The sequence below is a fragment of the Pseudomonas sp. 2848 genome, from assembly GCF_003253945.1.
Taxonomy (GTDB): domain Bacteria; phylum Pseudomonadota; class Gammaproteobacteria; order Pseudomonadales; family Pseudomonadaceae; genus Aquipseudomonas.
The window spans coordinates 76,497-95,435 of sequence record NZ_QKZD01000001.1 but is presented as its reverse complement, the minus strand read 5'-3'; the positions used below and the strand labels follow the sequence as shown (position 1 = coordinate 95,435).

21 protein-coding genes, 1 pseudogene and 1 riboswitch are annotated in these 18,939 nt (G+C 63.9%); of the genes and pseudogenes, 11 read left to right on the top strand and 11 right to left on the bottom strand.

Annotated elements, in window-relative coordinates; all coding sequences use genetic code 11:
• Window positions 1–169 precede the first annotated feature (169 nt).
• Window positions 170–1,852 carry a fatty acid--CoA ligase gene (locus DFS21_RS00490; RefSeq protein ID WP_110700664.1) on the bottom strand — a complete coding sequence of 561 codons (1,683 nt, stop codon included), beginning with the start codon at window positions 1,850–1,852 and terminating at the stop codon, window positions 170–172.
• Window positions 1,853–2,042: 190 nt separating this feature from the next.
• On the opposite strand from DFS21_RS00490, the gene DFS21_RS00485 reads away from it, so the two are divergent.
• The 3 genes from DFS21_RS00485 (at window position 2,043) to DFS21_RS00475 (ending at window position 4,886) form a co-directional block, all read left to right on the top strand.
• Entirely contained in the window at window positions 2,043–3,008 is a 966-nt protein-coding gene (locus tag DFS21_RS00485; RefSeq protein WP_111531678.1) for a 2-hydroxyacid dehydrogenase, read from the top strand.
• A 44-nt stretch (window positions 3,009–3,052) separates the two neighbouring features.
• Complete coding sequence (locus DFS21_RS00480) at window positions 3,053–4,051, top strand: class I SAM-dependent methyltransferase (RefSeq protein ID WP_110700668.1); 999 nt, start codon at window positions 3,053–3,055, stop codon at window positions 4,049–4,051.
• Window positions 4,052–4,090: 39 nt separating this feature from the next.
• Window positions 4,091–4,210, top strand: a riboswitch (yybP-ykoY riboswitch).
• A 91-nt stretch (window positions 4,211–4,301) separates the two neighbouring features.
• Complete coding sequence (locus tag DFS21_RS00475) at window positions 4,302–4,886, top strand: TMEM165/GDT1 family protein (RefSeq protein WP_177485989.1); 585 nt, start codon at window positions 4,302–4,304, stop codon at window positions 4,884–4,886.
• A gap of 87 nt (window positions 4,887–4,973) precedes the next feature.
• Here the strand turns inward: DFS21_RS00475 and DFS21_RS00470 are convergent, their stop codons facing one another.
• A complete protein-coding gene (locus DFS21_RS00470; RefSeq protein WP_023631454.1) occupies window positions 4,974–5,789 on the bottom strand; it encodes a M48 family metallopeptidase in 816 nt (271 codons plus the stop codon).
• A gap of 152 nt (window positions 5,790–5,941) precedes the next feature.
• Here DFS21_RS00470 and DFS21_RS27140 point away from each other — a divergent pair.
• Both DFS21_RS27140 and DFS21_RS27135 read left to right on the top strand, forming a co-directional pair.
• A pseudogene (locus tag DFS21_RS27140) lies at window positions 5,942–7,228 on the top strand (HAMP domain-containing protein); the annotation flags it as partial.
• A 12-nt stretch (window positions 7,229–7,240) separates the two neighbouring features.
• Window positions 7,241–8,083: a methyl-accepting chemotaxis protein gene (locus DFS21_RS27135; RefSeq protein WP_371919247.1), complete on the top strand. Its 843-nt coding sequence runs from the start codon at window positions 7,241–7,243 to the stop codon at window positions 8,081–8,083.
• A gap of 107 nt (window positions 8,084–8,190) precedes the next feature.
• On the opposite strand, the gene DFS21_RS00460 is transcribed toward DFS21_RS27135, so the two are convergent.
• The 3 genes from DFS21_RS00460 to DFS21_RS00450 are packed head-to-tail and all read right to left on the bottom strand — an operon-like array spanning window position 8,191 to window position 9,269.
• On the bottom strand, window positions 8,191–8,811 hold the full coding sequence (locus tag DFS21_RS00460; protein ID WP_110703091.1) for an SOS response-associated peptidase: 621 nt from the start codon (window positions 8,809–8,811) through the stop codon (window positions 8,191–8,193).
• 15 nt (window positions 8,812–8,826) lie between these two features.
• Window positions 8,827–9,087, bottom strand: a complete 261-nt coding sequence (locus DFS21_RS00455) for a putative signal transducing protein (protein ID WP_023630964.1) — start codon at window positions 9,085–9,087, stop codon at window positions 8,827–8,829.
• Complete coding sequence (locus tag DFS21_RS00450) at window positions 9,087–9,269, bottom strand: CPXCG motif-containing cysteine-rich protein (protein WP_110703088.1); 183 nt, start codon at window positions 9,267–9,269, stop codon at window positions 9,087–9,089. Before DFS21_RS00450 ends, DFS21_RS00455 begins: the two co-directional genes overlap by 1 nt.
• Before the next feature lie 125 nt (window positions 9,270–9,394).
• On the opposite strand from DFS21_RS00450, the gene DFS21_RS00445 reads away from it, so the two are divergent.
• Window positions 9,395–10,561, top strand: a complete 1,167-nt coding sequence (locus DFS21_RS00445; RefSeq protein WP_110703086.1) for a 1-acyl-sn-glycerol-3-phosphate acyltransferase — start codon at window positions 9,395–9,397, stop codon at window positions 10,559–10,561.
• Between the two features lie 111 nt (window positions 10,562–10,672).
• Here DFS21_RS00445 and DFS21_RS00440 read toward each other — a convergent pair whose 3' ends face one another.
• A complete protein-coding gene (locus DFS21_RS00440; RefSeq protein WP_110703083.1) occupies window positions 10,673–10,933 on the bottom strand; it encodes a hypothetical protein in 261 nt (86 codons plus the stop codon).
• A gap of 314 nt (window positions 10,934–11,247) precedes the next feature.
• On the opposite strand from DFS21_RS00440, the gene DFS21_RS00435 reads away from it, so the two are divergent.
• The gene (locus DFS21_RS00435; protein WP_046857121.1) at window positions 11,248–11,454 is read left to right on the top strand and encodes a hypothetical protein; all 207 of its coding nucleotides are present in this window, start codon (window positions 11,248–11,250) and stop codon (window positions 11,452–11,454) included.
• Window positions 11,455–11,694: 240 nt separating this feature from the next.
• On the opposite strand, the gene DFS21_RS00430 is transcribed toward DFS21_RS00435, so the two are convergent.
• Window positions 11,695–12,279, bottom strand: coding sequence for a YajG family lipoprotein (locus DFS21_RS00430; protein ID WP_023630961.1), 585 nt, complete (start codon window positions 12,277–12,279; stop codon window positions 11,695–11,697).
• A gap of 143 nt (window positions 12,280–12,422) precedes the next feature.
• Here DFS21_RS00430 and DFS21_RS00425 point away from each other — a divergent pair, with 143 nt between their 5' ends.
• Both DFS21_RS00425 and mqo read left to right on the top strand, forming a co-directional pair.
• On the top strand, window positions 12,423–12,656 hold the full coding sequence (locus DFS21_RS00425; protein ID WP_102685298.1) for a hypothetical protein: 234 nt from the start codon (window positions 12,423–12,425) through the stop codon (window positions 12,654–12,656).
• Between the two features lie 605 nt (window positions 12,657–13,261).
• On the top strand, window positions 13,262–14,767 hold the full coding sequence (gene mqo, locus DFS21_RS00420) for a malate dehydrogenase (quinone) (protein WP_111531677.1): 1,506 nt from the start codon (window positions 13,262–13,264) through the stop codon (window positions 14,765–14,767).
• 97 nt (window positions 14,768–14,864) lie between these two features.
• Here mqo and DFS21_RS00415 read toward each other — a convergent pair whose 3' ends face one another.
• The 4 genes from DFS21_RS00415 to DFS21_RS00400 form a co-directional block, all read right to left on the bottom strand.
• On the bottom strand, window positions 14,865–15,155 hold the full coding sequence (locus DFS21_RS00415; RefSeq protein ID WP_110703080.1) for a PA4642 family protein: 291 nt from the start codon (window positions 15,153–15,155) through the stop codon (window positions 14,865–14,867).
• 70 nt (window positions 15,156–15,225) lie between these two features.
• Window positions 15,226–15,696 (bottom strand): hypothetical protein, encoded by a 471-nt coding sequence (locus DFS21_RS00410; protein ID WP_111531676.1) that lies wholly within the window; start codon window positions 15,694–15,696, stop codon window positions 15,226–15,228.
• Window positions 15,697–15,796: 100 nt separating this feature from the next.
• Window positions 15,797–16,270: a WbuC family cupin fold metalloprotein gene (locus tag DFS21_RS00405; protein WP_110703074.1), complete on the bottom strand. Its 474-nt coding sequence runs from the start codon at window positions 16,268–16,270 to the stop codon at window positions 15,797–15,799.
• 2 nt (window positions 16,271–16,272) lie between these two features.
• Window positions 16,273–16,830: a hypoxanthine-guanine phosphoribosyltransferase gene (locus tag DFS21_RS00400; protein ID WP_023630749.1), complete on the bottom strand. Its 558-nt coding sequence runs from the start codon at window positions 16,828–16,830 to the stop codon at window positions 16,273–16,275.
• A gap of 165 nt (window positions 16,831–16,995) precedes the next feature.
• On the opposite strand from DFS21_RS00400, the gene upp reads away from it, so the two are divergent.
• A complete protein-coding gene (upp, locus tag DFS21_RS00395; protein ID WP_023630748.1) occupies window positions 16,996–17,634 on the top strand; it encodes a uracil phosphoribosyltransferase in 639 nt (212 codons plus the stop codon).
• 2 nt (window positions 17,635–17,636) lie between these two features.
• On the top strand, window positions 17,637–18,911 hold the full coding sequence (locus DFS21_RS00390; RefSeq protein WP_038707351.1) for a uracil-xanthine permease family protein: 1,275 nt from the start codon (window positions 17,637–17,639) through the stop codon (window positions 18,909–18,911).
• Window positions 18,912–18,939: the final 28 nt, after the last annotated feature.

Genomic DNA, 18,939 nt, shown 5'->3' with positions numbered 1-18,939 from the left:
GTGCTTGATCCCTCTAAAGTGTGATTTGCGCGTCCTGCTTGCGGCCCACCCCGATCGGCCGGCCTGCGCGCTGGCAGTGCTCAAGCATGGCTCAATTCTGTCGTTTGACAAGGCGTCATCCTGTCTAGCTTGCGGGGTCGCGCTTGAGAAAGCGCGACCCGCGCCCGCGTTACAGGGTGGAAAGGAAAGCGCTGTTACTGGCCTGCCACTGGCTGATGTCGACGCGGATGCGCTTCTTGTCGAGCTTGCCGACGCTGGTCTTGGGAATTTCAGTAACAAGGGCGATCTGGCTGGGAATCGCCCACTTGTTGATGTGTCCCTGCTCCACGAAAGGCTTGAGATGTTCCTTGAGCGCACGCGCCTCGATGCTCTGCCCCTCGCGCACCACCAGCAGCGCAAACGGGCGCTCCCCCCACTGCGGGTCAGGCACGCCCACAACAGCCACTTCTCGTACTGCAGGGTGGCGACTGATCAGGTCTTCCAGGTCGAGCGAAGAAATCCACTCGCCACCGGTCTTGATCACGTCCTTGATGCGGTCGCGAATATCGATGAAACCCATGCCATCGAGCGTGGCGACATCGCCGGTGTGCAGCCAGCCACCCTGCCAGAGTTCCTCGCCCTTCTCCGGCTCGCGGAAATAACCCATGGTCAACCAGGGCGCGCGCAGCACCAGTTCGCCCTGAGTTTCGCCATCGGCAGGCAGGAAATTGCCATTGCCATCGACGATGGCTGCCTCGACCAATGGCACCGGCACCCCGGCCTTGATCCGGTAGCTGGTACGCTCATCCTCGCTTCCGGCCTGCAGCTCGTCGTTCAGGTGCGCGGCACTGATCAGCGGGCAGGTTTCGGACATGCCGTAGGCGGCGGTGAGCTGGATGCCACGGGCCAGTGCAGCCTGATACAGCGCGCGGTTGAGCGCGCTGCCGCCGATGATGATCTTCCAGCCACCGAAATCCTGGCCGGCTGCCGACGGGCAGTTGAGCAGCATCTGCAGGATGGTCGGCACGCAGTGGGAGAAGGTCACCTTCTCCTCACGCCACAGCCTGATCAGCATGTCCGGCTCATAACGCCCGGGGTAGACCTGCTTGATCCCCATCATGGTCGCCGCGTAGGGGATGCCCCAGGCGTGCACATGGAACATCGGCGTGATCGGCATGTAGACATCGTTGCTGCTCAGCAGCCTCACGCTGTCCAGGCTGCCGAGTACCGCGGTTTCGGCCAGCGTGTGCAGCACCAGCTGCCGATGGGTGAAATACACTCCCTTGGGGTTACCCGTGGTGCCGGTGGTATAGAAGGTGGTGGCCACCGAGTTTTCATCGAAATCGGGGAAGTCATAGTGCGGGCTGGCCGCGGCCAGCAACTGCTCGTACTCGCCTTGCAGGCCCGGCAGGTCGGCAGACTTGTCCGGCCCATCGGTCAGCAACACGGTACCTTGCACCGTGGTCAGTTGCCCGGCGATGGCCTGGTAGAGGCCGATGAAATCACTGTTGACCAGCACGAACCGGTCTTCGGCGTGGTTCATGGTGTAGAGGATCTGCTCCGGCGACAGGCGCACGTTGATGGTGTGCACCACGGCGCCGATCATCGGGATGGCGAACATGCATTCCAGATAGCGGTGGCTGTCCCAGTCCATCACCGCCACGGTGTCGCCGGCCTTCACCCCAGCCTCGGTCAGCACGTTGGCGAGGCGGGCGATGCGCTCGTTCAGTTGCGGGTAGGTGAGACGGAGCTGGTCGCGGTAGACGATCTCGCGGGTCTTTTCGTAGCGGCTGCCGGACATCAGCAGGCGCTTGATCAGCAGCGGGTACTGGTAAGCGCCCTCGGCGGGCTTGATGATGCGCGTCTGCAACATGGGTATCCCTTTTCTTCAAAGCGGGCAGGACAGTTCAGGCAACAACTGTAGTTCGGTGACGCAGCGGTCAAATCAGCCGAAGGAATGATTTGTGCCGCAGAGGTATGAGCGCAGGCGCTACCGTTGACGAGCGGCGCCGCCGGGCCGGACACTGCGCCGACCCCATCCTGCCCTGCCACCGGAGCCCCAGATGTCCAGCCCACGTCGCGCCGTGTTTCTCGATCACCAGTCACTGGACCTGGGTGACCTCGACCTTTCGCCGCTGCATGCCCAGTTCGACACGTTGCAACTGCATGCCACGACCCGCCCGGAGCAGGTCGCCGAACGCCTGCAAGGTGCCGTGGCCGCCATCAGCAACAAAGTGATGCTCGATGCCGTCACGCTCGCCGCCAACCCGCAACTCAAGCTGATCCTGGTGGCGGCCACCGGCACCAACAATGTCGACCTGGCCGCCGCCCGCGCCCAGGGCATCACCGTGAGCAACTGCCAGGGCTACGGCACGCCGTCGGTGGCCCAGCACACCCTGGCCCTGCTGCTGGCCCTGGCCACGCGCCTGTGCGACTACGAGCAGGCGGTGAAGGCCGGGCAATGGGCCAAGGCCAGCCAGTTCTGCCTGCTGGACTTCCCCATCGTCGAGCTGGAGGGCAAGACCCTTGGCCTGCTTGGCCACGGCGAACTGGGCGGCGCGGTGGCGCGCCTGGCCGAGGCCTTCGGCATGCGCGTGCTGAGCGGGCAGATCCCCGGCCGCCCGCCCCGGGCCGACCGCCTGCCACTGCATGAGCTGCTGCCGCAGGTCGATGCCCTGACCCTGCACTGCCCGCTCAACGAGCAGACCCGGCACATGATCGGTGCCCGCGAGCTGGCGCTGCTCAAGCCCGGCGCACTGGTGGTCAACACCGCCCGCGGCGGGTTGATCGACGAGCAGGCCCTGGCCGACGCGCTGCGCGGCGGCCACCTGGGTGGCGCAGCCAGCGATGTGCTGAGCGTCGAACCGCCGGTCAACGGCAACCCACTGCTGGCGGCGGACATTCCCCGCCTGATCATCACCCCGCACAGCGCCTGGGGCGCGGTAGAGTCGCGCCAGCGCATCGTCGGCCAGCTGGCCGAGAACGCCCAGGCCTACTTCGCCGGTCAGCCGCGACGCGTGGTCGGCTGACCCGCCTCTGGTACACTGCGCCACTTTTTCAGGAGGCGTCGTCCATGGACCCGCGCAGTGAAGTGTTGCTCCGCCAGGCAGAGCTGTTCCAAGGCCCACTGCTGGTCGCTGGCGCCCAGGCCGATGGCCTGCTCGGCCAGTTGCCCGGGGCCCACGGCTGGACCTGGCATGCCGGCGACCAGGCCGTGCTCGAGAGCCGCTTCGCCGGGCGCAGCCATTACGGTGTCGAGGTGCCCGAGGTAGCCTTCGACGCCGCCGTGCTGTTCCTGCCCAAGTCTCGCGAGCTGGCGGCCTACCTGCTCAACGCCCTGGCCTCGCGCCTTGCCGGTCGCACGCTGTACCTGGTGGGGGAGAAACGCGGCGGCGTCGAAGGCGCGGCCAAGCAATTGCAGGCCTTCGGCAGGCCGCGCAAGCTCGACAGCGCCCGCCACTGCCAGTTATGGCAGGTGACCGTGGACAACGCGCCCGAGGCCAAGCCGCTGGAAAGCCTGGCCGAACGCTTTGAACTGCCCCTCGAAGATGGCCCGCTGCAGGTGATCAGCCTGCCCGGCGTGTTCAGCCACGGGCGTCTGGACAAGGGCACCGCGCTGCTCCTGGAGCACCTCGACGGCCTGCCGATCGGCCATGTCCTGGACTTCGGCTGTGGTGCCGGGGTGCTCGGCGCCACGATCAAGCGTCGCTATCCGCAGAGCCAGGTCACCTTGCTCGATGTCGACGCCTTCGCGGTCGCGGCCAGTCGCCTGACCCTGGCCGCCAATGGCCTGGAAGGCGAGGTGATCAGCGGTGACGGGATCGATGCCGCTCCCCGCGGCCTGGACGTTATCCTGAGCAATCCGCCGTTCCATACCGGTGTACACACCGACTACCATGCCTCGGAAAATCTTCTGAAAAAATCCAGGGAACATCTGCGAAAAAGTGGGGAAATCCGTTTGGTAGCCAACAGCTTCCTGCGTTACCAGCCGCTCATCGAAGGCGCCTTGGGCAACTGTGAGATCCGTGCCGAAGCACAAGGTTTTCGCATCTACCGCGCAACACATGGATAAAAACAGGGCTTGCCGAAAGCGATTCGCCTAGGCAGAATCCGCTCCGTCCTAGGGGAGTAGTCTCCCGCGAGCACCCTGCTCGCCCGGTACGCGTCAACACACTTGGCCCACAGGCCATGGCGCGTGCGACCCACGATCTGCGCAGACAGGTCCAGGGTTTGACAAGACCTATGACACGCACACCTTACCCGGGGCGGGGAGGTCGTACGTGTCATAGCCGTGTCGACCCGCCCCCGTAGGAATCCTGATGCTGGAATCATTGCTCGTCCCTACCGCGATCGTCGCGCTTGCCGAAATCGGCGACAAGACGCAATTGCTCGCGCTCATCCTCGCCGCCCGTTTCCGCAAGCCCTGGCCGATCATTGCCGGGATCGTCGCCGCGACGCTGGCCAACCATGCCGCCGCTGGCGCGGTCGGCGCCTGGGTCAGCAGCTTCTTTACAGAGTCGGTGCTGCACTGGATCCTCGCCGCGAGCTTCACCGCCACCGCGCTGTGGACCCTGGTACCGGACAAGATGGACGATGAAGAATCCAGCAACGCACGACGGTTCGGGCCATTCGTGACCACGCTGATCGCGTTCTTCCTGGCGGAAATCGGCGACAAGACCCAAGTGGCCACGGTGATGCTGGCCGCCCAGTATCCGCACCTGATCATGGTGATCATCGGCACCACCCTGGGCATGCTGATCGCCAACGTGCCGGTGGTGCTGGCGGGCAACTTCGCGGCGGAGAAACTGCCGCTGACGCTGATCCGTCGCCTGGCGGCGACCGCGTTCGTGGTGCTGGCCATCGTCGCGGTGTATTCGGCGATGAAGACCAGTGGCTGGATAGGGTGAAGCAGCGGCAAGTGGCAAGTTACAAGCGGCAAGAAAGAGCAGGTGCATCCTGACTTGCCGCTTGAAGCTTGTAGCTTGTAGCTGCTTTTACTTCTTGGCCGCCTGATACAGCGGCATCACCTTCGGAATCGCCGCCTGCAACGAAGCGATACGGCTGCTCGAAGCCGGGTGGGTGCTCATGAACTCTGGCGGCGCGCCTTCGGACGCCTTGCTCATCTTGTTCCACAGGGTGATCGCGGCGTTCGGGTCATAGCCGGCACGGGCCGACAGTTCCAGGCCGATCAGGTCGGCTTCGTTCTCGTTGGCACGGCTGTTGGGCAGGGTCATGGCGTAGTTCACCACGGTGTCGGCCATGGCCATGCTGTCCTGCCCCAGGCCAAAGATCGCGCCGGCGCCCTGGCGGGCCATTTCCACGCCGTAGGCCTTGGACATCGCTTCACGGCTGTGCTCGCGCAGGGCATGAGCGATTTCATGACCCACCACCGCGGCGATCTCGGCATCGGTCAGCTGGAGCTGATCGATCAGCCCGGTATAGACGATGATCTTGCCGCCCGGGCCGCAGTTGGCATTGAGCTCATCGCTCTTGATCACGTTGACTTCCCAGTTCCACTGCGCGGCATCCGGCCGGAACTGCGGTGCCTGGGCGATCAGGCGCTTGGCGATGGCCTGCACGCGCTTGGCATCATTGCTGCTCTTGTCCAGCACGCCCTTGCTCGACGCCTCGCCGAGGGTCTGCTGGTAGGACTGGGCGTACATCTTGTTGACCTCATCGGTCGAAAGCATGCTGAACATGTATTGCTGGCGTTGCACGCCCACGGCACCACCACTGGTGGTATTGACCGCCTGACAGCCGCCAAGCAGGACGCCGACCGTCAGCATGCTGACAACGAATGACTTACGCATGAAAACACTCCCTTTTTACGTGCCGCGTATCCTAGGCCCAGACGCCCGCCCCTGCCAGAGCCGCGGGTAAGATTTCTGACAAGGTCCTCATGCTTTGGTATTAGCCCGCCGATAACACTCGGTAACGACCTCCTTGCGCGCGGAGCTTTGCCATGAAGTTCAAGTCGATCCAGTTTTCCGTGGCCGCCCTGGCCGGTGCCATCGTGCTGAGCATTGTCGCGGCCCTGGTGCTGTACGCCGTCTACTCCGGGCAACGCACCCAGGCGCTGGTGCAACAGCGCACCCAGCAACAGTTCGAGAACGTCATCGAGCAGCGCCTCACCGCCCTGGCACGCACCCAGGTCAGCGAAATCCAGCGCGGCCTCGAAGCCCCGCTGTCGATCGCCCGCAGCCTGGCCACCGGCAACGCCATGCTCGGCATGCAGGCAAGCGACGGCCAAGCGCTGATGCGGGTCGACCGCGAGCACCTGATCAACCAGCTCAAGCGCACCGTGGAGGTCAACCCAAGCGTGCTCGGCGCTTACCTTGGCTGGGAGCCCAACGCCCTCGACCATGCCGATGCCCGCTACGTCGGCAGTAGCCTGGTGGGTATCGACAGCGCCAACGGCCGCTTCCTGCCCTGGTGGTTCCGCAATGGTGATGGCAGCCTTGGCCAGGACAAGCTGGCCGATGTCGACGACCGCACAGTGCTCGCCACCGGCGTGCGCGCCAGCGAGTACTACCTGTGCCCCAAGGAGTCGAAGAAGGCCTGCGTGATCGACCCCGCGCCTTATAAAGTGGGCGACAAGATGGTCATGCTGGCGTCGTTCGTCGAACCGATCATGGTCGATGGCCAGTTCCAGGGCATGGCCGGCGCCGACCTGTCGGTGAACTTCATCCAGGACCTGCTCAATGCCGCCGATCGCCAGCTGTACGACGGCGCCGGGGAGCTGGCGCTGGTTTCCAGCAACGGCCGCCTGGTGGCCTATACCCGTGACCCGGCGAAATTCGGCGAGAAGGCCAGCGATGTGCTCGACAGCGACGAAGCCGGCACGCTCAAGAACCTGAGCGGCGAAACCCTGCACTACGAAGTGGACGCCGGCAAGGATCGCATCGAGCTGTACCTGCCGTTCAAGGTCGCCAACACCGATGCGCGCTGGACACTGCTGCTGGAACTGCCGCTGAGCGCCGTGATGGCCGAAGTCAACCAACTGCAGCAGGACCTGGCCGAACAGCGTCGTACCGATATCACCGGCATGACCCTCGTCGGCCTCGGCATCGCCGCCCTTGGCCTGCTGGTGATCTGGCTGCTGGCCCTGGGCATCGCCCGCCCGCTCAGGCAGATGGTGGCGATGCTCGACGACATCGCCCAGGGCGAAGGCGACCTGACCCGTCGCCTGCACAGCGACCGTGCCGACGAACTGGGTGCCATCGCCAAGGGCTTCAATACCTTCCTGGCCAAGTTACAGGCCATGATCAGCCAGGTGGTGGGTTCGGTGCAGAAGGTCAGCGACTCGTCCGAGCACACCGCCGACATCGCCATCCGTACCAACCAGGGCGTGCACAAGCAGATGGCCGAGATCGACCAGGTGGCCACCGCCGTGCATGAAATGACCGCTACCGCCCAGGATGTAGCGCGCAACGCCACGCAAGCGGCCCAGGCCGCCAGCGCGGCCGACCGCGCCGCCAACCAGGGCCTGGAAATCGTGCGCGACACCTCCAGCGCCATCAGCGCCCTGGCCAGCGAGATCGGCCGCGCAGTCACGGTGGTCCAGGACCTGGCCCGCGACAGCGAAAACATCAATGCCATCCTCGTGGCCATCCGCGCCATTGCCGAACAGACCAACCTGCTGGCGCTCAACGCCGCCATCGAGGCCGCTCGCGCCGGCGAGCAGGGTCGCGGCTTTGCCGTGGTCGCCGACGAAGTGCGCAACCTGGCGCAGAAGACCCAGCAGGCGACCGAGGAAATCCAGCAGATGATCCAGCAGTTGCAGCAGGGCACCCGCGAGGTGGTCAAGGTGATGGAGGACAGCCAGGGCAAGACCGACGACAGCGTGCTGCAGGCCAGCCGCGCCGCCGAGGCGCTGGAAAGCATCACCCAGGCGGTGTCGGTAATCAACGACATGAACACCCAGATCGCCAGTGCCGCCGAGGAGCAGAGTGCCGTGGCCGAGGACATCAACCGCAATGTGATCAACATCGGCCAGGTGGCAGGCGAAGTGGCGGGCGGTGCCGACGAGTCGAGCCAGGCCAGCGCCGAGCTGACCAAGCTGGCGGAGCAGCAGCGCCGCCTGATCAATCAATTCAGGGTGTAGGTATCAAAAGGGGCGGGGGGGTGGGAGCGGGCTTGCCCCGCGATACGATCCTCGCCTCACCACCGCCATCGCGGGGCAAGCCCGCTCCCGCCAGAAAAGCTGTTTGCTCAAGCCGGGGTCAGGCACTCCGGCCCATCGAGCTTCGGATCGTTGACGAAATACGCCAGCGCCCGCTCACGCAGCGCCGTCGGCGGCTTGGCCAGCAACTCGTGCAGCTTCGCCATCGGCGTGTCGGGATCCAGCCACAGCGCCTGCTCGGCCTCGTCCAGAATCAGCGGCCGACGCTGGTTCATCGCCGCTTGCGTCACCACCGCACAACTCAACCACTCTTGTTCCTGCACCGGGTAGACCTCCCACACCGCGGCGAAGAACAATGACGCACCCTCCCCCGGTGTCACCCAGTACGGGCGCTTGCGCGCCGTGCCGCGCCATTCGTAGAAGCCGTTGGCGGGCATCAGGCAACGCCGCTGGCGCAGGGGCTCGCGAAACATCGGCTGCTCGGCGAGGGTTTCGGCACGGGCCTGGGCTGGTGTACGGGAAAGGTCGGTGAGCCAGGCCGGGGTCAGCCCCCAGCGAGCGCTGGCCAGCTGCAACTGGCCGTCGACCTGGCGTTGAATCAGGACCGAGGCGCCGGGCGCGATGTTCCATTGGGCCTTCTGGCCCGGGGGGAAGCCCGGCAGGCCGGCGAAGCTCTGGGACCAGCGAAACAGGGCGTAGCGTCCACACATGGGCGAAATCAAAACCTAGCAGATCAGGGTTCCGGGATAACTCTCCGGTTCGTCACCGGCAAGCGGCTGGGCGGCATTGTACTCATCGATCAGCTGCCGTGCGTACCCGGCCTGCTCGTCGGGCACCGCCAGGCCGAGCAAGCCGTGCATCGGCAACTCGCCCACGGCGCCCATCAGGTCGCGCCCGACCAGGTGCACCTCGATGCCTTCGCTGGCCAGCATGCCCACCAGCACCTGGGCCTCCAGCAGGCTTTCCGGTTCATAGATTCGCCGCATCAGTCGTTCTCGCCAAAGACATCCAGCATCCACTCCTCACCATGGACCTGAAGCACGAAGCGAATGGGCTTGCAGCACACCTGGCAGTCCTCGATGTATTGCTGGTCACCGCCGGACAAGTCCACCGTGGTTTCGACTTCCTCGCCACAATAAGGGCAATCGTAGAGCGCAGTTTCCAGCATCGCGGCCTCCGGAGTGACTTGTGCGTATAATTGCCGGTCTGTTTACAGGGCCTGTGTGCGTCCGAGCCGTTTTTCGGAGCCCGCCCCTACCTAATTACCCTAGCCGTTTCCAACAAGAGAGCATGATGGGCGAATTCGATGCCATCCGACCGTACGACGACGCTGAGGTCCCTGCTGTGCTGGCACGCCTGCTCAGCGACCCGGCATTCCTCGATATCCTCACCCACTTCCGCTTTCCGCGCGCGGCGGGTGCCTTCGGCTGGCTGCTCAAACCACTGATCGCCCGGCGTCTGCGCAAGGAATTTGCCGGCGTGACCTGCGTGTCCACGCTGCAGGACAAGGTCGAGTACTACGTCGACCGCACCATCGACCGCGCTACCGACGGCGTCACCTACAGCGGTGTCGAACAGCTCAAGTCCGGTACCGCCTACCTGTTCCTGGCCAACCACCGCGACATCGTGATGGACCCGGCCTTCGTCAACTACGCGGTGTACCACGCCGGCCTGCCGACACCGCGCATCGCCATCGGCGACAACCTGCTGCAAAAGCCGTTCGTCAGCGACATGATGCGCCTGAACAAGAGTTTCATCGTGCACCGTTCGATCAGCGGCCGCCGCGAGAAACTGGCCGCCTATCAACTGCTCTCGGCCTATATCAACCACTCGATCCGCAACGATGGCGCGTCGATCTGGATCGCCCAGGCCGAAGGCCGCGCCAAGGACGGTGACGACCGCACCGATTCGGCGATCCTGAAAATGTTCCACATGAGCCGCAAGGACGAACCGTTCGGCGCGGTGATCCAGAGCCTGAACCTGATCCCCGTGTCGATCAGCTACGAGTACGACCCCTGCGACCAGGCCAAGGCCCGCGAGCTGTACATCCGCGCCACCACCGGCACCTACAAGAAGGCACCCGGCGAGGACGACAACAGCATCGCCCAGGGCATCACCGGCTACAAAGGGCGGGTTCACATCAACTTCGCCCCCCCGGTGACCGAGTACCACGAGGACACCAAGCAGCTGGCGCAGGCCATCGACCGGCAGATCCTCGGCGGCTACCGGCTGTTCCCGGTGCATTACCTGGCCTATGCGATGTGGGCAGAGAAGGATGCGGCACTCGAAGTGCCGAGCGCGGAGAAGCTGTTCCCGGCCGATGAACTGGCCAAGGCCAAGGAAGAGTGGCAGCGCCGCCTGGACGCCTGCCCGGTCGAGCAGCAGCCGTACCTGGTGCAGCAGTACGCGACCCCCGTGCGCAATCAGTACCAGGTGAAGCGTCAGCCGGCATCGGTCTGACGAGACGTGGGAGCGGGCTTGCCCCGCGATAGTGTCAACTCAGGTGACAGCGTCGCCCGAAAATATGCAATCGCGGGTCAAGCCCGCTCCCACGCAGCAACCGAAACGCCTTTAGATCCAGGTGCTGAACCAGGACAGCAGCAACGCCATCGCCAGGCAGCAGAAACCGAGGATGTAGTAATAGCGCGGCACCCGCTGCTCGAGCACGTCCACCACCCCCTCATCCATCGCCAGGCTTTCCTTCACGAGCGCCTCGCGGCGTCGGGCGCCATGCAGCAGCAGCCCGCCGGGGCAGGTGATCAGCAACGCCAGCAGATTGATCAGCTTGGCCGGATGGGCGGCCAGGAAGCCCCAGAGCACTTGCAACGACATTACGCGACCTCGGTATCAGGTGTGGCAAAGCCCGACATTCTACCCAAGCCGACTTCAACCACCGCCACTTTGCGACCAGCTGTCATCCAGGCTCTGTACGAAATGTATCTGCACTCGCCCATACTGCGTTGAAACGGGGCTCGGAATGCTCATGTACTCTAGTACAGTCGGGCGCGACCCCGGCCGTTCCTCTCCCCGTTTCGCCTTGTCTGGCCTTCGCGCAGACACATTTCGTACAGACCCTAATTTCATTTGTCACACGCTCGTCATCAAGACAGGCCACCCTGTCGGCCTTCAACTGACCGGAGCTTGTCATGCTGCACGCCGAAAACCAGGACCGCCTCTACCTCGTGGCCCAGAGCGACGAACAACAGGCGCTGATCGACGGCTTCGCGATCAACGTCCAGGACCGTCAGTGGCTGGTGTATTGCGCCCTGGGCGGGCATGCCCACGACGACCTGCCGGAGATCGACCCGCACACTGGCATCAGCCTGCTGGACTTTCACGTCCAGGCCGCCTGACCGGCCCTAGTGTGGTGTTTTGCAAATACGACCAATAACTCGCGAGTGTTTTTTGCGCTCAGGCAAGGCGTCGCGACGAGTCGTAGCCCAGCTACGGCGAGGAGCGACAACGCCGCATGAGCGCAAAAAGCACCGCGAGTTATGGTCGTTATTTGTGAAACACCACACTAGATACAGCCATGAAAAAGCCCGCTGCCTGTTTCGCAGGCAGCGGGCTTTTTCATGGCTGTATTGACGTACTTACTCGCCCAGCACCTGACCGACGGTCGGGTCCTTGAACAGGCGGGTAAGGGCATCGCTGAGCACGTCACTCACCAGCTTGGTGTTGGTTTCCTGGTTCGGCGCCATGCCGAAGCGCTGGTCCAGCGACGCACCGTAACGGCCGCTGTAGCGACGGTTGGCATTCGACACGTCAGCGCGGAAGGTGGCACCGATGGTCGCCTCGGTCACGTACATCTTGTCCTTGGGCGACTGGTACTTGAGCTCGGCCAGGGTCACGGTCAACTGCGGGGCATTGCCGGCATTCGGCGTCGGGGTGAAGCCCAGCAGGCGCACCGCCGCCTCGGCCTGGGCCTGCAGCTTGGGCACCACGTCATTGCCATTGACGGTGATGGTGCTGGTCTCGGGGTACATGCCACCACGGGTGCCGAGCGACTGCGAGGCGCGCCCGTCGACAACCCTGACCACCACCGGCTGGCCGTGGCCGACCGGAGCCAATTGCTGGGTGAGCTTGGGTTGCGGGCTGAGTTGCTGCGGGCTGTGGGCACAACCGGCCAGGCTCAGGCTGGCCACCGCGAACAAACCGACCAACAGACGTTGCAACATGCGCATTTCTCCAGAAAAAGCGGCAAAGGCCCACAGTATACCTAGCGCGCCACACGCCAGCCATCGCCCGGCCCGCTTGTCACAATCGTTTCATGCCCCTGCGTTTATCCTTGCGCCAGCCCTCACTCACAGGACGCCACGTCATGGCCTCGCTCTGGACCCTGCTCTTCCACCGCCCGCGCCACGCCACCTACGCCCGCCTCGACAGCGATGGCACCTGCCTGGCCTTCAAGCACTGCGCCACACCGCCGGGCAACGGCACCTGGGTGCCGGTCAGCGAAGCGCGACTGGCCTGGCTGGGCCACCCGCTACCGGCCAGCGCCCGGGTTTGCGACGGTGCAACGCGCCGTTGGCAGCAACGCACCCTCGCAGCCTGACAAACGCTGCAATAAAAACCCAACAAGTACGCCCTTTCCGCCCGCGACATCGTTATAATCTCCCCCCGATTATAAGGACGTCTCCTGATCGGGCCCCGCATTCGCCGCTTCAACCCGGCACCCTCGACGCTTCGCCCACAGAGAGCCTTCCACTCAGGTCTTGCATTGGCTGTCGTGCCTGCTGTTTCCGGCCGTCCGCTGCGCATGAACCTGCGGGTTGCCATCGCGCAGTCCACTTTTGAGGTTCACGACTCCAAAAGAGCGTGAAAAAACGGTTTTTCACAACTTCACGAGAGTGTGGCGAGCAAATGAACAGTCTGGCATGTGCAAGAGCGGCAGATGTGTACCGAACAGCCCTGAACAGACGGCAAAAGCGCTCATCCCTGATGAATGCCTGAGGCCGGTCCATAACGCACGACGGACCACTTGACCATAAGTCGAATTGCCGCACCCGTGGCAATGGGCGTTCAATAGCCGAACACCCAAGACTGATTGGCGGTGTCCGCGGAAGTTGCAAGAACTGCGAAGAGTCGGACATGGCGATCCTGGCCAACCCAGGGATCCTATGCTGTCAATTAGGTGCTGTAGATTGTGGAGACGCGTTAATGGCGCAGAACGAATCGGTTGATGTGGTACTGGTAGGCGCGGGCATCATGAGTGCCACCCTGGCCGTACTGCTCAAGGAGCTCGACCCGACCCTGAAGCTCGAGGTCGTCGAGGCGATGGACTCCGGAGCCGCGGAGAGTTCCAACCCCTGGAACAACGCCGGTACCGGCCATGCCGGCCTGTGCGAGCTCAATTACACCCCGCAGGCCGCCGATGGCAGCATCGACATCAAGAAGGCCGTGCACATCAACACCCAGTTCGAGGTTTCGCGCCAGTTCTGGGCCTACCTGAGCCGCAAAGGCAACTTCGGCTCGCCGCGCGCCTTCATCAACCCGGTGCCGCACCTGAGCTATGTCGAAGGTGACAAGGGCGTTTCGTTCCTCAAGAAGCGTTTCGAGCTGCTCAAGCAGCACCACGCCTTCGCCGAGATGGAATACACCGAAGACAAGGCCGTGATGAAGGACTGGATGCCGCTGATGATGCCCGGCCGCCCGGCCGACCAGCACATCGCCGCCACCCGCGTGATGAAAGGCACCGACGTCAACTTCGGCGCCCTCACCAACAAGCTCCTCAAGCTGCTTGGCGACTCGCCGGATGCCCAGGTCAAGTACAGCAAGAAGGTCGTCGGCCTGCGTCGCAACGGCAGCGGCTGGACCGTGAGCATCAAGGACGTCAACAGCGGCGGCAGCCGTGAAGTGGACGCCCGCTTCGTCTTCCTCGGTGCCGGTGGCGCCGCCCTGCCCCTGCTGCAGGTGTCCGGCATCCCCGAAAGCAAGGGCTTCGGCGGCTTCCCGGTCAGCGGCCAGTGGCTGCGTTGCGACAACCCGGAAATCGTCAAGCAGCACCAGGCCAAGGTCTACAGCCAGGCGGCGGTCGGCGCCCCGCCGATGTCGGTGCCGCACCTGGACACCCGCGTGGTCGACGGCAAGAAATCGCTGCTGTTCGGGCCATACGCCGGCTTCACCACCAAGTTCCTCAAGCACGGCTCCTTCATGGACCTGCCGTTGTCGGTGCGCATGGGCAACATCGGCCCGATGCTGGCCGTGGCCCGTGACAACATGGACCTGACCAAGTACCTGGTCAGCGAAGTGATGCAATCCATGGAGCAGCGCCTGGAATCGCTGCGCCGCTTCTACCCGGAGGCGAAAGCCGAGGACTGGCGCCTGGAAGTGGCCGGCCAGCGGGTGCAGATCATCAAGAAGGATCCGAAGAAAGGCGGCATCCTGCAGTTCGGCACCGAGCTGGTCTCGGCCGAGGACGGCAGCCTGGCCGCGCTGCTTGGCGCATCGCCGGGCGCCTCGGTGACCGTGTCGATCATGCTCGAGCTGATCGAGCGCTGCTTCCCCGAGCAGGCCAAGGGTGCCTGGGCGGCCAAGCTCAAGGAGATCTTCCCCGCCCGTGAGAAGACCCTGGCCACCGACGCGGCCCTGTACCGCAAGATCAGCGCTGAAAACGATGTGGCGCTGGAGCTGGTGGAAAACAGCCCGGCCAAGCATTACGCCTGATCCGGCTGAAACGAAAAAACGCCCTTCGGGGCGTTTTTTGTTTGCGGGCAAATCCTCGTGGGAGCGGCGGTGCGCCGCTCCCACGCAACGCCACGGATCAAACTCGGGCGTTGTCGATGATCTCGATGTACTCCGGCGCATTGCGCTGGTCGGCGATGGCCTCGACGAAAGTCTTGCCATGTTCGTCCTTGCCATCCAGGTCGTAGCCGGCCGCCACGAAGAAACCGACGTAACGTTCGAAGTCGTCGACGCGCAAGCCGCGGTATCCCTTGATCAGCTTGTGATGCGAAGGCGAAGTCAGGCCATCGGCCGGCTCGAACTGCAGGAACGTCTTGATGTACTCGTCGCTGATCTCGTCACCAATCACTTGTTTCTTGTCTTTACGCATCGCCGACTCCAACTGGACCATCACGGACATTTTCGAGGGACGGCAGTTTACCCCCCGACGACGGCGAGCCTCAACGCGTACGTACGGTGCCGGTGTGCAGGTCGGCCCAGATATGGCCGTTGGCATAGGTGAGGAACTGAACGTAGAGCGTCTCGTTACGCAGCAGGTCCATGACCGCACGGTAGTTGGCCAGCGGGTAGTTGAGCGTCAGGGTGCGGGTCTTGTCGTCGTACACCGGTTTCTTCAGGCTCTTGCCGCCCTCGCCGTCGAAATTGAGCAGGACCTGGCCGATGGTCGAGCCCTTGCTCAGCGGCTTGCCCTTCAGGCGCACCAGCAAGGAGGAGGTGATCGGGATCGGCTGCTGGTCGGACTGGCGCTGGGTGCCGACCACCACGCTGTAGTCGGTGACCTGCAGCAGTTGCTGGCTGGCCGGTGCTTCCTGGCGCAGTGAGAGGTCGTCAGGCGGGAGGAACTGGCTGTGCAGCGGTGCGGCGGCAAGCGGCAGGCTCACCGCCATCAAGAGGGGGACGATCGCACGCATGTAGGGCTCCTTGGCATGAGCAGGCACTCTACGCACAGGCCCTGTCGCGGAGCAAGCCCGGTCCTGAAGTAAGGGAGCGGGCTCAAGATTGGGCACAAGCTCAATCGAACTGCGCGCGCATCCAGGCGTGATACTCGGCAACAGCCGCTTCACCTTCACGCGGCGCCCAGTGAGCGTGCTCCCCCTCGCCCACCGCCCGGTACGGCCCGGCCTTGCACTCGAACATGACGCTGTCGGCCTCGAGCACCACCAGGCCATGGTAGGTGCCTGGCACCAGGTCGACCCCAAGACACTCGCCGCCCGCCTGCAGCACACGTTTGTCGGTGACCTGTCCCAGGTCATCGAAGATCAGCAACCCCAAGCGCCCCTTGAGGACGATCAGGACCTCGGCCTTGTCGTCACTCAGGTGCCTGTGCGGTGGGATGTAGGTAGCTGGCTGCAAACCCACCGCCATGCGGTGGCAGGGCTCTTCCATCTGGTGGAAGTTGTGGTGCTGACGACCACGCGGACTCTCGGCGGCCTTTTGTACCAGCCCGACGAACAACGACTGATCGAGGAACGCAGGCTGGCGCATGCTCACATCCCCTTGACGGCGAAGAGGCCGTTGGCGTTGCGCCAGTAGCCCTTGTAGTCCATGCCGTAGCCGAAGACGTAGCGATCGACGCACGACAAGCCGGTGTAGGTGGCCTTCAGGTCCGGGCTGGCCTTGCGGTCGTGGTCCTTGTCGATCAGCACTGCGGTGTGCACGGCGCGGGCGCCGGCGTGCTTGCAGAACTCGATGATGGCGCTGAGGGTGTGCCCTTCGTCGAGGATATCGTCGACGATCAGCACGTCACGGTCGATGAACGACACTTCCGGCTTGGCCTTCCAGAACAGCTCGCCACCGCTGGTGGTGTTGCGGTAACGGGTGGCGTGCAGGTACGAGGCCTCCAACGGGAACTGCAGGTGGGTCAGCAGCTTGCCGGAGAAGATCAGGCCACCGTTCATCACGCAGAAGACCACCGGGTTCTTGTCGTGCAGGTCCTTGCAGATCTGTTTGCCGACCTCGGCGATGGCGGCCTCGACCTCGGCTTCGTTGTACAGGCAATCAGCCTCGCGCATCACTTGACGGATATGCTCGAGATCGGCGGACATGGCGCTCTCCAGGGGGTGCGTTTTGGAAAAGCGGGCAAAGGTACGCATCCGCTCGTCCCAGATCAAGCCTTTATGGACTAACGTGCACAATGACTGCACGACATCAAGGACTGAATAGATTAATCTAGCGCGGTTTTTTTGCCCGCCTCCCGGAGCCCTCCCCCTATGCCTACTCGTGAGATCCGCCATCCGCTGATCCGCCACAAGCTCGGCCTGATGCGCCGTGCCGATATCAGCACCAAGAATTTTCGCGAACTCGCCCAGGAAGTCGGTGCACTGCTGACCTATGAAGCCACCCAGGACCTGCCGCTCGAAACCTACGAGATCGACGGCTGGTGCGGCAAGGTGCAAGTCGAGAAAATCGCCGGCAAGAAGATCACCGTAGTGCCGATCCTGCGCGCCGGCATCGGCATGCTCGACGGCGTGCTCAGCCTGATCCCCGGCGCCAAAGTCAGCGCCGTGGGCGTGGCCCGCAACGAAGAAACCCTCGAGGCCCATACCTACCTCGAGAAGCTCGCGCCGGATATCAACCAGCGCCTGGCCCTGATCATCGACCCGATGCTGGCCACCGGCAACTCGATGGTCGCCACCATCGACCTGCTGAAAAAAGCCGGCTGCAAGGAAATCCGCGCCATGGTCCTGGTCGCGGCGCCCGAAGGCATCGAAGTGGTGGAAAAAGCCCACCCGGACGTGCAGATCTATACCGCCTCGATCGACCAGCGCCTCAACGAGCACGGCTACATCGTGCCGGGCCTGGGTGATGCCGGCGACAAGATCTTCGGCACCAAGCAGAAGGACGCCTGACCATGCAGGACGGCTTCAACGACCCGCTCTGGCGCCAGGTCGTTTCGGGCGCGCAGATGCTCTTCGTGGCATTCGGCGCGCTGGTGCTGATGCCGTTGATCACCGGCCTCGACCCCAATGTGGCGCTGTTCACCGCCGGCATCGGCACCCTGCTGTTCCAGCTGGTCACGGGCCGTCAGGTTCCGGTGTTCCTGGCCTCGAGCTTCGCTTTCATCACCCCGATCATCCTCGCCAAGGGCCAGTTCGGCCTGGCCGAGACCATGGGCGGCGTCATGGCGGCAGGCTTCGTGTACACCTTCATGGGCCTGATGGTGAAAATCAAGGGCACCGGCTTCATCGACCGCATGCTGCCGCCGGTGGTCATCGGCCCGGTGATCATTTCCATCGGCCTGGCCATGGCGCCGATTGCCGCCAACATGGCGATGGGCAAGGGTGGTGACGGCGCTGCGCTGATGCCGTACAAGACCGCCATGCTGATCTCCATGCCGGCACTGCTGACCACGCTGATCGTGGCCGTGTTCGGCAAAGGCATATTCCGTCTGGTACCGATCATCTCCGGCGTGCTGGTGGGCTTCGCTCTGTCGTTCGCCTTCGGCGTGGTCGACACTGCCAAGATCGCCGCGGCCCCATGGCTGGAACTGCCCAACTTCACCGCGCCAGCCTTCAACTGGCAGGCCATTCTGTTCATCGTGCCCGTGGCCCTGGCCCCGGCGATCGAACACATCGGCGGGGTGATTGCGGTGGGCAGCGTGACCGGCCGCGACTACCTGAAAAAACCCGGCCTGCACCGCACGCTGCTGGGTGACGGCCTGGCCACCACGGCAGCCGGCCTGTTCGGCGGCCCGCCCAACACCACCTACGCCGAAGTGACCGGCGCGGTGATGCTGACCAAGAACTACAACCCGAAGATCATGACCTGGGCGGCGGTCTTCGCCATCACCCTGGCCTTCATCGGCAAATTCGGCGCATTGCTGCAGAGCATTCCGGTGCCGGTGATGGGCGGCATTCTCTGCCTGTTGTTCGGCTCGATCGCCGCGGTGGGCATGAACACCATGATCCGCCACAAGATCGACCTGGCCGAAGCCCGCAACCTGGTGATTGTCTCGGTGACCCTGGTGTTCGGTATCGGCGGCGTGCTGATCGGCAGCGGTGACGGCCCGGACGACTGGGGCCTGAAGGGCATCGCCCTGTGCGCCGTGGTGGCCATTGCCCTGAACCTGATCCTGCCGGGCAATGATGGCTGGAAGAACAAGAAGCTGGATGATCAGTTGCCCTGATCGGGCCGCTGCGTTCGTGGGAGCGGGC

Bases quoted from the DNA above. Each gene is read 5' to 3' on its own strand.
- DFS21_RS00425 (WP_102685298.1), top strand. From the start codon at position 12,423: ATGGCCTCGCTCTGGACCCTGCTCTTCCACCGCCCGCGCCACGCCACC.
- DFS21_RS00480 (WP_110700668.1), top strand. From the start codon at position 3,053: ATGGACCCGCGCAGTGAAGTGTTGCTCCGCCAGGCAGAGCTGTTCCAA.
- mqo (WP_111531677.1), top strand. From the start codon at position 13,262: ATGGCGCAGAACGAATCGGTTGATGTGGTACTGGTAGGCGCGGGCATC.
- DFS21_RS00445 (WP_110703086.1), top strand. From the start codon at position 9,395: ATGGGCGAATTCGATGCCATCCGACCGTACGACGACGCTGAGGTCCCT.
- DFS21_RS00430 (WP_023630961.1), bottom strand. From the start codon at position 12,279: ATGTTGCAACGTCTGTTGGTCGGTTTGTTCGCGGTGGCCAGCCTGAGC.
- DFS21_RS27135 (WP_371919247.1), top strand. From the start codon at position 7,241: ATGATCAGCCAGGTGGTGGGTTCGGTGCAGAAGGTCAGCGACTCGTCC.
- upp (WP_023630748.1), top strand. From the start codon at position 16,996: ATGCCTACTCGTGAGATCCGCCATCCGCTGATCCGCCACAAGCTCGGC.
- DFS21_RS00455 (WP_023630964.1), bottom strand. From the start codon at position 9,087: ATGCGGCGAATCTATGAACCGGAAAGCCTGCTGGAGGCCCAGGTGCTG.
- DFS21_RS00485 (WP_111531678.1), top strand. From the start codon at position 2,043: ATGTCCAGCCCACGTCGCGCCGTGTTTCTCGATCACCAGTCACTGGAC.
- DFS21_RS00450 (WP_110703088.1), bottom strand. From the start codon at position 9,269: ATGCTGGAAACTGCGCTCTACGATTGCCCTTATTGTGGCGAGGAAGTC.
- DFS21_RS00390 (WP_038707351.1), top strand. From the start codon at position 17,637: ATGCAGGACGGCTTCAACGACCCGCTCTGGCGCCAGGTCGTTTCGGGC.
- DFS21_RS00470 (WP_023631454.1), bottom strand. From the start codon at position 5,789: ATGCGTAAGTCATTCGTTGTCAGCATGCTGACGGTCGGCGTCCTGCTT.
- DFS21_RS00405 (WP_110703074.1), bottom strand. From the start codon at position 16,270: ATGCGCCAGCCTGCGTTCCTCGATCAGTCGTTGTTCGTCGGGCTGGTA.
- DFS21_RS00415 (WP_110703080.1), bottom strand. From the start codon at position 15,155: ATGCGTAAAGACAAGAAACAAGTGATTGGTGACGAGATCAGCGACGAG.
- DFS21_RS00440 (WP_110703083.1), bottom strand. From the start codon at position 10,933: ATGTCGTTGCAAGTGCTCTGGGGCTTCCTGGCCGCCCATCCGGCCAAG.
- DFS21_RS00400 (WP_023630749.1), bottom strand. From the start codon at position 16,830: ATGTCCGCCGATCTCGAGCATATCCGTCAAGTGATGCGCGAGGCTGAT.
- DFS21_RS00460 (WP_110703091.1), bottom strand. From the start codon at position 8,811: ATGTGTGGACGCTACGCCCTGTTTCGCTGGTCCCAGAGCTTCGCCGGC.
- DFS21_RS00435 (WP_046857121.1), top strand. From the start codon at position 11,248: ATGCTGCACGCCGAAAACCAGGACCGCCTCTACCTCGTGGCCCAGAGC.
- DFS21_RS00490 (WP_110700664.1), bottom strand. From the start codon at position 1,852: ATGTTGCAGACGCGCATCATCAAGCCCGCCGAGGGCGCTTACCAGTAC.
- DFS21_RS00410 (WP_111531676.1), bottom strand. From the start codon at position 15,696: ATGCGTGCGATCGTCCCCCTCTTGATGGCGGTGAGCCTGCCGCTTGCC.